Consider the following 11,883-nt stretch of genomic DNA (forward strand, 5'->3'; position numbering starts at 1 on the left):
ACCGCACGGCCCGTTCGCCGCAAAAACTGCACGGCTGCGGACATCCCGCAGCCATCCTACCGGCCCGGGGCACCCGAACCGCCGTACGCCCTATTCGAAAACCGGCGCCACGGCGCTGCGCGCGGGTTTGTACCCCCTGACCTCGGGCCATCCGTCGACCCAGTCTATTCGGTCGAGCAGCAGGTAGCGCGGCCCGCCCTCTTCCAGCCGCGTGTGGTAGAGCATCCAGTCCTGTCCCTTGTCGTCGGTGACGAACTCCGCATTGTGCCCCGGTGCGACGAAGCCGTTGCCGTTGCCCACGACCAGTTCGTGGTGGACGGAGAGCATATCCCGCCCCGCACGGTCGACATACGGTCCCAGCAGCGATTTGCTGCGGCCCACGACCACGTGGTAATTTTTCATGAAGTCGCCCGTCGAAACGAACAGGTAATAGTAACCGCCATGCTTATGGATATAAGTGCCCTCGTACTGGTCGCCCGCGATTTTGCGCTTTTCGGCCCCGGGCTTCAGCGACAGTCCGTCGTCGGCGAGCTCGATTGCCCAGATTCCGCGGAAACTCCCCCAGAACATATACTTGCGGCCCTGCTCCTCGATATAGAACTGGTCGATCGAAATGTCGACCCCGATTTCGTTGCTGCCGATCAACTTCCCGTGGTCGGTGAAAGGCCCTGTCAGCGACGGGGCCGACGCCACGCCGATGGCGTGCTTGTTGTTCTCGCCCGGCTGGGAGTAGTAGAGCACATACCTGTCGCCGATTCGGTTGATGTCCGGCGCCCAGAGGTTGGCCCCGGCCTTGTCGGTGATTTGCGGATGGCTCTCGGCCGTGAAGGCCTCGCCCACCTTCGTCCAGTGCACCAGGTCGGCCGACCGGAGTATCGGAATGTTGTTGTGCCCGGCCTCGGTCGCATAGAGGTAGAAGTTCCCGTCGTCGCCGCGGATGACCGTCGGATCGGCTACGAGAAATTCCCGGAACACCGGATTTTTATAGGTGACGGCCGGGGTCGCCGGCGTTTCGGGCCCTTCGGGTTCTGCGGCTCCGATACGGCCGGAGGCGTCCCCGCCGCAGGCGGAAGCGGCAGGCAGGAACAATACCAGCGAAAGCAGGGTGACAAGGTAGTTTTTCATAGGTGAATGCGGGATGTGTTTTACATGTTTTTGTCCTGTGGGACGAACAAAGATACGAAAAAAAGGGCCGTCCCGGACCGGTTCCGGAAACATTCGGCAAAAAACGCACGCCCGGCACACGGAATGCCCGCCCCCCCCCGCATTCCGGCGACAAAAAAAGCCTGCAACCACATGTTGCAGGCTCTCCTTCCGGACGCGCTTTACCGCATCGGCACTTCGATAATCAGCACCCTTGCGTCCGTGTCCCCCTTGATAAGGAACCCGTCCGTATCCGTAATCCCGACGCCGTCGCGCGGCCCGAGCTCTTCGTCCGCGAGTTTGACATTCCCCTCGATTACGAAGACATAGGCACCGTGCCCGGGCGTCTTCATCCGGTATTCGACCGTATGATCCTTATCCAGGTCGAGCGTCGAGAACCACGCATCCTGGTGTATCCAGCCCACATGCTCGTCGCCGCGGCCTTCGGGTGCCACTATCGTGCGCAGTTCGTTGCGCCTGGCGGGTGCCAGTTCGAGCTGGTTGTACCGGGGCGTATGGCCCTGGGCGTCGGTCAGCACCCAGATTTGCAGGAATTTGACGGGCTCCGTGGCGCTGGCGTTCATTTCGCTGTGCGTAATGCCCGTGCCGGCCGACATGACCTGTATCTCCCCGGGACGCAGCACCTGCATGTTGCCCATGCTGTCGCCGTGCCGCAACGCCCCTTCGAGGGCAATCGACACGATTTCCATGTTGTCGTGGGGATGTGTTCCGAAACCCTCGCCCGGGGCGACGGTATCGTCGTTCAGCACCCGCAGCGCCCCGAAATGGACACGCCGGGGGTCGTAATAACCGGCGAAGCTGAACGTATGGTGGGTATCGAGCCAACCGTGGTTGGCGTGCCCGCGCGTTTCGGCGCGGTGAATCGTCTTATTCATAATGAGTTTCTTAAATTTGATTGTACGATTGATTGACCGTGGAGCAAACTCCGCGCCAGCCGCGCCTCCGCGCAGCACATTACGGAATCCGCAATTACACTTTCAGGAAAATGTTTTTCCGGTAGAGGAAATAGAGGAAAAGCCAGCAGACGGCCACATAGCCGGCGCTGTTGACCACCGCGGCAAGCGCATCCGGACATTTCGATGCAATGCCGCCGAGGAAGAAATCGGAAATACGTCCGAAGCCCACGATACGCTGGGCAAGGTAAATCGTAATCGAGTTGAGCCCCACGACGCGGAAGAAAAGCGTCCAGCGGCGCCATCCCCTGACGTCTATCAGGTAATAGAACAGGGCGAACATCGCCAGCGAATAGGCCGCCACGACACACACGAACGTACTCGACCAGAGCTTCTTGTTCACCGGCAGCACGCCGCTGAAAGCCAGCCCCACGACCAGGAACGCCAGTGCCGCCACGCACATCCACAGCGCCTTGCGGCTGCCCGTCATACCCTCCCTGCGGACGAACTCGCCCGTGAACATGCCGAGCATGGCCGTCACCACGGCAGGCAGCGTACTCAACAGCCCTTCGGGGTCGAACGACCCGTAAATCAACTGCCCGGGCAGGTACAGCCTGTCTACATAACCCGCCAGGCAGCCCTCCTGCGTCAGCGGCCCGAATCCCGCGGCGTCGGGCGCCGCGACCAGCGCCGACAACAGGCCGTAACCGGCCAGCACGACGGCTGCAACGGCGATACGGGTTTTCACGCCGAAATTGAGGTACAGCACCGCGGCGATGCTCCAGGCCAGTCCGATACGCCCCAGCACGCTGGCTATGCGCAGGTTTTCGAAGTCGAGTTTAAAAAAGCCGTTGTAAACCACCCCCAGCAATACGAGCGTCAGGCCCCGACGGATGATTTTCGCATAAATGCGCCCCGTCGGCAATCCCCCGGCGCGCTGCTTGGCCAGCGAGAACGGAAACGTCACCCCGGCGATGAAGAGGAAGAGCGGAAAAATCGTATCGTGGTGGGTGAACCCGTCCCAGGCGGCATGCCCCATCTGCCGGGCGATGCCCCCGGTCACCGCATTGGGCCACAGGCCGCAAAGGGCCGCTATGAGCGAGGCGAACCCCATGATGAAGAGCATATCGAATCCCCGCAGGGCGTCGAGCGATTGCAATCTTTCGGACGGTTTCATAATTCGGGTCATGCTGTTCCGGCCCCGCTTCCCCCTACCAACACCACACGCACAGCCGGATCTGTTATACTTTATGCAAAGTTAATAAAAATTTCTGATACATGCAACTATTCCGAGGCCCGGCAGGAACGAATCCCGCCGGGCCTCTTTTTCACAGCCGCCTGCGCTACTCCAGTTCCAGGTTGCTCACCCGAGGGGTCACTCCGAACGGAAAATCCGGGTATTCGTAAAGGCTGAAGCGCGGCTCGGTTTGGCCGTGCGTATAGTTCCAGATGCTGGCGTAGTCCTCCGCATCCTCGCCCATCTTCCCCAACTGGCGCAGGTAGGCGGCCAGCGACTTGTTCTCGACAATGTAAATCTCGCCCATGCGGTCGATAATGGGGCTGTGGCGGCGCGTGCGGTCATGGTCGAAGCGCAGGATGCGCTTGCCCTCCTCCGTGATGCCCACCAGGCGGAAAGACATGCTCTTGCCGATGGCCGGCAGGTTCAGCACGCTGCGGTCGGTGGCCAGGAAAGGCAGCCGGTGTCTGCGCATGAAGCGGCGGATGCGGCCGGCCGTGTCGCCCCCCTTGTCCAGTTCGGCATCGAGCTCGGCGGCCTGTTCCGCCGTCAGGCGACCGTATATCTTCTCCTCCTGCTGCTCCTGCAGCGAACGGCTGTTGGGCGTGAAGACGGCGTAATTTTCGCTGAAACCCTTCACCGAGAAGGTATAGTAGCAGAGCACGCCCAGCGAGTTGAGCACCTGCCTGAGGCGGGTCGTATGTCCGCGGCGCGAGGCGGCGACGGTATATACCAGCTGATTGGTGATAATCCACCCCGCCGAAAGTATTTTGCGGATGGCCTCCTGCGCCTCGGGCGTCACCTCCAGCGGCGACTGGAAATGGGTCTGGATGACGAACTGCCGCACGCCGACGGCCGAAGCCTTTTCGCGGAACTCCCGCAGCACCCCGACCAGCTCGTCGTCGATACGCATGGGCAGGTAGGCGGGCAGGCGCGAGCCGAGGCGCACGCGCTGCAGCTCGGCGTATCTTTCGCCGTCGGGCCGCATCTGGTTAGCCCTGCGCTTGCGGCAGGCCATGCGGTAGACGGCTTCGAGTATGTTGCGCAGCGTCTTGTTCTGGCTCATCAGCGCGTCGCCGCCCGTGATGAGGATGTCGCGCAGCTGCGTATCTTCCTCGAAATAGGTCATCAGGCGGCGCAGCTTGTGGTCCCAGCTCTCCTTGGGCCGCAGGCTCTCGAACTCGAAATTGAGGCGCTCGCTCTGGAAATCGTACATGCGTTGGCACGATGCGCACAGCCCCCCGCAGGCGCGCCCCATCGTATCGGGAATCAGGATCGCCACCTCCGGATAGCGGCGGTGGATGTTGTGCCCGTCGGGCAGCAGCCATCCGGCGGCATTGGGCTTCCCGGCCTCCACGATGTCCTCCTTCTCCCACGCGCGGATATTGCCGTAGGTTTCGACCAGCTGCGGCGAGTAGAGGATGTAACTGCGGATGGCCTCGTCGTCGTACCCGTTTCCGCCGGTGTCGAGCAGCGACAGGTAATAAGGCGTAGCGAAGAAGGGCATTCCTTTTTTGCGGGCCTTCGACAGCAGGTACATGGTTTCCGCCGAAAGCGAATTGCCCAGGAAACGGTTCAACTCCGAGGGGCTCTTGACGGCCATCGCCAGGTGGAAGCGGAAATCGTTCCACCAGATGCCCACCTGCCGGTATTTGTCCTCGTAGGTCATCTCCCCGGTAAACCGGAAACGCGAGGGCGTCGATTTGCGGTTCTCGATTTTCTGCACCAGCAGGTGAAGCATGCGCTCCCTGTTCTCGGCGCGAATCTCCGCCACCTCGGAATCGAGCCCCGTGGGCCAGCGCTCCGTACGGGAGCGCACACGCGGCATCGAAAGCGGCGGCAGCTCGAGCCCGCCGAGGCGCTTGAACAGGTAAAACAGGTCGATAAACAAATCGGTACGCATCTCCACATTCTCCAGCGTCCCCGTGAGGAACCGCCACAGCAGGGTCAGCGTCTGCACCGGCATCTGCTGTCCGGTCGACAGCTCGCCGACCTGCTGCCCGTCGTAGTCGATCAGCAGTCGAATCTGCTCACCCGCATCGCTCTGCGCGGACGCCCCGCGGGATACGAATTCGCCGAGCCGGGCCCTGAAGTCCGCGGCGTCGCGGCTCGCTTCGGCCGCTGCGACGAGTTCGGGCAAATCCTGGCGGTAAAGCTGTCCGAGCTGGTAAAGCGTGAGTGAAAGCATTTTCTTTTGTTTCATAAGCAATTATTTTTCTTTCGTTAACGATATTCGGATGCAGGCGTCAATATCCCCGGTACGGATATCAGCGTACTATCAGGAAGAGCCCGTCTGTGTAAAAATATAAAGTGCTCGAAATCGCAGGAACCCCTGCAAATTTCCCCGCATTCGGGAGATATTACCGGAAAAACCGCGGCCTTTTTCCGGAAAGATATTCAAAGCGGCCGCCAAGTGGAATGGCAGGCGGAACCAGTGGCCCGAATTTAAAATAACAACGGCCGCCGCACGGAACTTGTTGCAAAGATAGTAAAATAATTCGACATATCCCGGGCGCTGTACAACCGACGCCTCGCATTGTCAAGTCCTCCTCTCGAGCCGCATCAAAATCTCGCCCTGTCCATATAGACGTTTCGAAAAACACCGTCCCGAGCCAAACTACCATCGGAATATGGTTTCCATTCGCCGCATTGACAACAGCCAGCCATATGTCCGACAAGAAAAATGAAAAACCCCGATGAATTAAAATCACCGGGGGGGGGCAGTCAATACAGGTAAGTCGCTATTCGTCGACGCAATAAAACTTAATCTCCGAATAGATGAAACTATCCGAATGAGGGCATGGATAAATTACCGAGCTAGATGTATTGCGCGGACATTCCAATTTAAAACCAGAACTTCCACTGCCAGCTATATGGCAATCCTTGATTTTAGTTCCCTCCGTAGAAGCAAGGGCCTCCACATTAAAGTCCATAATACTCATTTCCCTGTGGGCAACAGATTGTATGAGCATCAAAACACTTAAACTCAGAACACCAACTGCACAAACTATTAACGTTTTTTTCATACAAAATACAATAACTAAATGAATGGGAATAGATTATATTTATACACATACTCTTCATTATCATCTAAAGTATAGAGTATACCCGGATTCCCAACAGATATGTATTTTACACCATTTGCCAAACGCACTTTGCGAACGAGTTCGCCATTCCAATTAAAAATATACAGTAAGTCTTGAGCACCCCAACCGCTCCCGTATTTTTTATCGGAATACAATGCATAAATATGCGAATCATCGGCTTGGACTTGGGTAAAATACACCTTTGCATCATCGAGATTCTTGCGAAAAATCTCAAACCCCGGCATCCCTTTCAAACGATAGCCCGTCTGTCGCCCGGTTTCCAAATCCAACACATTAATCTGTGCCAACATGGCCATCCCCATCGCAATTTTAGATCGGTCGGGGCTAATACAGTTCATCGAATAGTAATAATCGTCAGGCAAAGGAGATTGCTCCCTCTTCCGCTCCCATTCGAGCGTTCCGGCAAACAAGTCGTACGAAACGACAGGCTTTCCCGTTTTCGCAGCGCATTTTATCAGATAAGGCAGCGTGGCACTGTCATGGACAAATGTCAACGGTTCGGAAGAAACATAGCCTATGACCTCGCCCGGATTCAGCCAAAAAATCTCTTTGTATTTTACCGACTTGTCATATCGAGGTGTCATACCTTCGAAAACACTTCGTTGTTGCCTGATGGATTCCGTAATATTCCAATGCATGATTTTTCGTTCATTGTGGAAATTTACAAGTGCTTTCATCGCACCGTTTTCCTTATATATCTGAAAAATCGGTGCCGTCGCAACCGTTTCCTCCGGGCCCCGGCCTTTATGACAAAACTTCCCGCATAACTCGCCGGTCTTTAGATTATATACATGAAAAAACACATTCGGATCTTTGGGAGTCCAGCAAACCAAAATCGAATCCTGTACTGTAATAGCGCTACCCAGATATAAAGCTTTCAACTCTACCGGGACACCTATGGCCTTGTCTTCAGGCACATCATTTTGAATATATACAATGTCCCCGTTAAACGACTTTTCATCATAATTACCTTTACATCCCATCATACTAAAGGCAATTAAAAACAATACAACCGGGGAAGAAAATATTTTCATATTAATTTATTTTTAAACAGTTAATTCCTTCCATGAATAAGCGCACGGTTTCTTTTGAGATTAAAGGATTGCCCACCCACCGCACTTTATAATCCCGGGTGATCATAAATGTTCTGCATGCAGATATCGCCAGAGCCGGATTCGCATCATAGATTGCATTGCCCGCATCAACCAAGCTTCTGATCTCATTCTCACAATAAGCTCGTACCATCTCTATCTGCTCCGGATTAGAATCAGCAGAAATAATAATTATTTGCCCAATACTGTTATCTTTCATAACCGGATGCTCATGGATTCTTACAATCCTATTCATATAACATGAAACACACTCATACGGATCAATATAAGAAATAAAGCAGTAATTATACTTTTCAAACTCAACATCTATTAACTCTCGGACATTAGTATCAGCAACCAATAAATTCGATGACATAAATTTCTTTATTCGTTCGTCAACATTCGTATGGCCACAACCATTACCAAAAATAAAAACGAGTAACAAGCATAATTTGAGTACTACCTTCATATAATTTTTATAAATTACTCTGCAATAAAGATAATTATTTTCTCAAAAAAACACACTCTTTTTTTTTATTTCTTCATATTTTGAATAAGATAATAGCTAATAAAAGTTGCCCGCATTGACATGTTAATTGCAAAGTGTATGATAGTTGTAAATTAAGAAACTTGAGAATAGCCCTCCCATTACACAGCGGCTTGAACCGTGTGTGTGTCCCGTAGTGTAACTTTGTTCTAAAAAACCGGCCGGTCACAAATGGGGGGGGCATCCGTGTTGCATGTCAAGAAAGATTGTCAACTCGTCTGCGATTGTGTCGGAAGCGCTGTCCCGTCACACGACTTCCGGGCCCATCTGCCACAAGCGCAGTTCAAGCCCCTCCGAATCGCATTCGGACGAAACGATACAAGGCGATTGCAAAAACGCCCGTCCGCAATTCCGGCTTCGGCAATACCCGGAACCCGAATGCACGAACCGGCAACCGCCCCGCCTCAATCCGCCGAATTGAGAATCCGTATAAACGGCGCGAACTCCCGGGAGTTTCTAATCCGCTTTCCGATTTCGACCAAATCCCCGATTCGGTATTCGGACAAATCCAGGCCGCATTCCGGGATAATCAGCATGGCGTTCCCGACCAGCATGCCCGCAATCTCATCGGATTGGACGAGGTCGGAAACCGCAGCCGCAAACAACTGCATATTTTCAGCCGTCATGCGGGCATCATGGCCCGGCTCCCCGTATTTTACGGGGAAACTTCCCCGGGCTTCCCTCAAAACCAGCTTCTCCAACGACATTTCACCCGTGCCGATGCAGATTTTATCGCCCGCAGGCGTTCTTATGTACACGGTATCCTTCCCGGAATCATTGGCTCGCGCGACGAGCTCTTCCCGCTGCTTTTTGCGCACCCGGAACAAGTCGACCGTCTGCCCGACCGTCATCGTGTCGGTCAGCATCCCGTCCTGAATCATCTTCAACAGCTCCCGCCCGAAAAAAGGGAGTTCCGATTCCGACAGCAATCCCGCTTCGACGAGCGTTTCCAGTTTGCCCATCGACAACTTGTCTATCCCGGCATTGCGAAGGCTGTCCGGATTCTGTCCGGCGCACCAAACCGCCGATACCGCGAACAGGAGTGACAATATTGCTTTTTTCATTTTACCCCGAATTTTCAGATGCAATAAAGGAAAGGCTTCCCGGATATTCATGAGGCGGCCGCCTTTACAAAGATAACGAGAAACAGCCGCAATCAAAGCATTCCACAGAAAACAAAAATCCCGACGATTGTCAACCCGTCGGGATTCTCACCCGCAGGCGCATCGCGTCGGGCGGCATCTTTCCCGGATTACCGCCCGCCATCCCGCCTTCTTTCACGGAAACGTGTTGCAAAAAACTCGATTATTCAGCGCGCGACCCGATTCCCTGCGCCCGCTACAACAAAGAAAAACCCCTGCTTTCGCAGAGGTTTTTCGGGGAAAACGATTAGTCGGGGTGACAAGATTCGAACTTGCGACCACGCGCCCCCCAGACGCGTACTCTAACCGGGCTGAGCTACACCCCGTAGCGTTTCGGACTGCAAATATAGTATATTTTTCATAAATCGGCGCATTTCTGCAGGATTTTTTTCTAATTTTGTCCTCAATGAAACGATTCTCGACCCTCATATCCGCCCTCTGCGTACTCCTGGCCACTGCCTGCGGAGGCTCCGGCGTACGCTCCGCGGACGATTTCACGATTGAAATCTACACCCCGGCCTACGCCTCGGGCTTCGCCATCCGCGGCACGGACGACGACGCATCGACCCTCATCACCGTCCGCAACCCGTGGCAGGGCGCAGGCGACGTCGAGCAGCACCTGCTCGTCCTGCGCGACGGTGCCGAAGCCCCCGCCGGATTCGAAGGACAAATCGTCAAGGCCCCCGTGCGGCATGTGGTCTGCATGTCGTCGAGCCATGTGGCCATGTTCGACGCCATCGGCGAAGTCCGCCGCGTTTCGGGCGTTTCGGGAATCGACTACATCTCCAATGCACATGTCAACGAACACCGCTACTGCGGCGAAGTCCGCGACGTGGGATACGACACCAACCTCGACTTCGAACTGCTGGCGGCCATGCGCCCCGACCTCGTCCTGCTCTACGGCGTGACGGGCGAAAATACCGTCGTCACCGGGAAGCTCCGCGAACTGGGCATACCCTATATATATGTCGGCGACTACATGGAAGAGTCGCCGCTGGGCAAGGCCGAATGGCTGATGGTTCCCGCCGAGCTGTGCAACGTCCGCGACACGGGCGCCGAAACATTCCGTGGAATCGCCGACCGCTACAACGCACTCAAGGCCGCCACGGCGACAGCAGCGGCGGCACGTCCGAAAGTCATGCTCAACACCCCCTACCGCGACACGTGGTTCATGCCCTCGTCCCGCAGTTTCATGGTGCGGCTGATCGAGGATGCGGGCGGCGAGTACATCTACACGAAAAACGATTCCGACACGTCGGTGGCAATCGACATGGAGGAGGCCTACCTGCTGGCCAACGCCGCCGACGTATGGCTCAATGTCGGGCCCTGCAACACCATGGCGGAACTCACGGCCCAGAATCCCAAATTCGCCGAAGTCCCCGCCGTACGCGGCCGCATGGTCTTCAACAACAACCGCCACCAGACCCCGGCCGGGGGTTCCGATTTCTGGGAGTCGGGCGTCGTGCGTCCCGACCTGGTGCTGCGCGACCTGAATGCAATCCTCCGCCCCGAAACGGCCGGCACGGCGGAACTCCATTACTACAAACGTCTGGAATAATGAAACGAATCGCCACCCTGATCCTCTCGCTCGCCTGCCTGCAGGCCGCGGCGCAGCTTCCGCCGCAAAACCCCGCACCCGCCGCAGCGCAGAATCAGCCTGCAACGCAGTATGCGGCCCCCTGGTTCCGCTACTATTCCGACGGGCGCGCCGTCGTCAAGCGCGATTCGCTCTACGGCTTCGTCGACCGCAGCGGCGCCGAGGTCATCCCCTGCCGTTACAACAAAGCCTACACGTTCAACGACGGCATCGCCATGGTACGGCAGGGCTACGAGGTCTTCGCCATCGACACGCTGGGCAACCGCCTCGACCTGAAAGTGAAAATTCCGCAGTTCTACAACCGGGATTTCGAATATTTCGTCCGGTGGGTCTGCAGCCGGCTGCCCTTCGTTTCGGACAACGAGTACAGGCAGCTGCGCAGCGAAGTCGTAAACGCCGTAATCACCATCGGCAAAGACGGCCGCATCGCCTCCTGCGAAAGCGTAACGCCCTGCGACCCGCGGGCCCTGGGCAAGGTGCGCAGCGTAGCGATGAACTCCCCCGCCTGGTCGCCCGGACAGGTCGGAGGCGCACCGGTCGAAATCCGCTACCTGCTGCCCGTCGATTTCCGGCACCTGCGGCCCCTCAAATGCTACCCCGTCGACGCGCAGGGACGCCGAATCCACCGCGATATCGTCTATCCGCTGTTCCAGGGGCAATACGCTTCGCAGTTCCACTCGTGGTTCTTCCGCAACCTCCGCTACAGGAGCGGGGAGTACCAGCAGGCCGCATCGGGCATCGTACGGGTCGCCTTCACAATTGACAGCAAAGGCAAGCTGCGCGACATCGAAATCCTCCGCTCCCATAACGACATGTGCCGGAAAAAGACGCTCGAAACGTTGAAAAAGTCGCCCAAATGGACTCCGGGCACCATCGACGGCCAACCGGTCGACGTCCGCTACGAAACGTCGTTCAAATTCCATTACCGCTAAATGGCCGCCCGCAGAACCACGCTCCTTTTCACCGCACTCGCGCTGCTGACCGCCGCACTCTTCGCTGCCGACCTCCTGGTGGGCTCGGTCGCCGTGACCCCGGGCGAGGTCTGGGCGGCGCTCACGGGCGGAGGCTGCGATCCCGCCGTGCGGGACATCATCCTCAAAATCCG

The 11,883-nt window shown here is 56.4% G+C and carries 9 protein-coding genes, 1 tRNA gene and 1 pseudogene; 3 read left to right on the forward strand and 8 right to left on the reverse strand.

The window, feature by feature from the left end; translation table 11 throughout:
• Positions 1 to 90: 90 nt before the first annotated feature.
• From QZT71_RS07330 to QZT71_RS07365, 8 genes are all read right to left on the reverse strand, one after another.
• Positions 91 to 1,125, reverse strand: a complete 1,035-nt coding sequence (locus tag QZT71_RS07330) for a family 43 glycosylhydrolase (RefSeq protein WP_295914466.1) — start codon at positions 1,123 to 1,125, stop codon at positions 91 to 93.
• Between the two features lie 200 nt (positions 1,126 to 1,325).
• Positions 1,326 to 2,039: a pirin family protein gene (locus QZT71_RS07335; RefSeq protein WP_295914469.1), complete on the reverse strand. Its 714-nt coding sequence runs from the start codon at positions 2,037 to 2,039 to the stop codon at positions 1,326 to 1,328.
• Between the two features lie 94 nt (positions 2,040 to 2,133).
• The gene (locus tag QZT71_RS07340) at positions 2,134 to 3,234 is read right to left on the reverse strand and encodes a DUF5009 domain-containing protein (protein WP_295914472.1); all 1,101 of its coding nucleotides are present in this window, start codon (positions 3,232 to 3,234) and stop codon (positions 2,134 to 2,136) included.
• A 166-nt stretch (positions 3,235 to 3,400) separates the two neighbouring features.
• Positions 3,401 to 5,497, reverse strand: a complete 2,097-nt coding sequence (locus QZT71_RS07345) for a KamA family protein (protein WP_295914474.1) — start codon at positions 5,495 to 5,497, stop codon at positions 3,401 to 3,403.
• A gap of 837 nt (positions 5,498 to 6,334) precedes the next feature.
• A complete protein-coding gene (locus QZT71_RS07350; protein ID WP_295914477.1) occupies positions 6,335 to 7,435 on the reverse strand; it encodes a hypothetical protein in 1,101 nt (366 codons plus the stop codon).
• A gap of 1 nt (position 7,436) precedes the next feature.
• Positions 7,437 to 7,961, reverse strand: a complete 525-nt coding sequence (locus QZT71_RS07355) for a hypothetical protein (protein ID WP_295914479.1) — start codon at positions 7,959 to 7,961, stop codon at positions 7,437 to 7,439.
• 482 nt (positions 7,962 to 8,443) lie between these two features.
• The gene (locus QZT71_RS07360; RefSeq protein WP_295914481.1) at positions 8,444 to 9,103 is read right to left on the reverse strand and encodes a hypothetical protein; all 660 of its coding nucleotides are present in this window, start codon (positions 9,101 to 9,103) and stop codon (positions 8,444 to 8,446) included.
• A 329-nt stretch (positions 9,104 to 9,432) separates the two neighbouring features.
• Positions 9,433 to 9,507, reverse strand: a tRNA-Pro gene (locus tag QZT71_RS07365).
• 80 nt (positions 9,508 to 9,587) lie between these two features.
• Between QZT71_RS07365 and QZT71_RS07370 the strand changes: the two genes are divergently transcribed.
• From QZT71_RS07370 to QZT71_RS12545, 3 genes and pseudogenes are all read left to right on the forward strand, one after another.
• Entirely contained in the window at positions 9,588 to 10,739 is a 1,152-nt protein-coding gene (locus QZT71_RS07370) for an ABC transporter substrate-binding protein (RefSeq protein WP_295914484.1), read from the forward strand.
• A complete protein-coding gene (locus QZT71_RS07375; protein ID WP_295914488.1) occupies positions 10,739 to 11,710 on the forward strand; it encodes an energy transducer TonB in 972 nt (323 codons plus the stop codon). The genes QZT71_RS07370 and QZT71_RS07375 overlap by 1 nt, the downstream gene beginning before the upstream one ends.
• Positions 11,711 to 11,883: pseudogene (locus tag QZT71_RS12545) on the forward strand (iron ABC transporter permease); the annotation flags it as partial.

It is taken from the genome of uncultured Alistipes sp. (genome assembly GCF_902388705.1).
Taxonomy (GTDB): Bacteria; Bacteroidota; Bacteroidia; order Bacteroidales; family Rikenellaceae; genus Alistipes.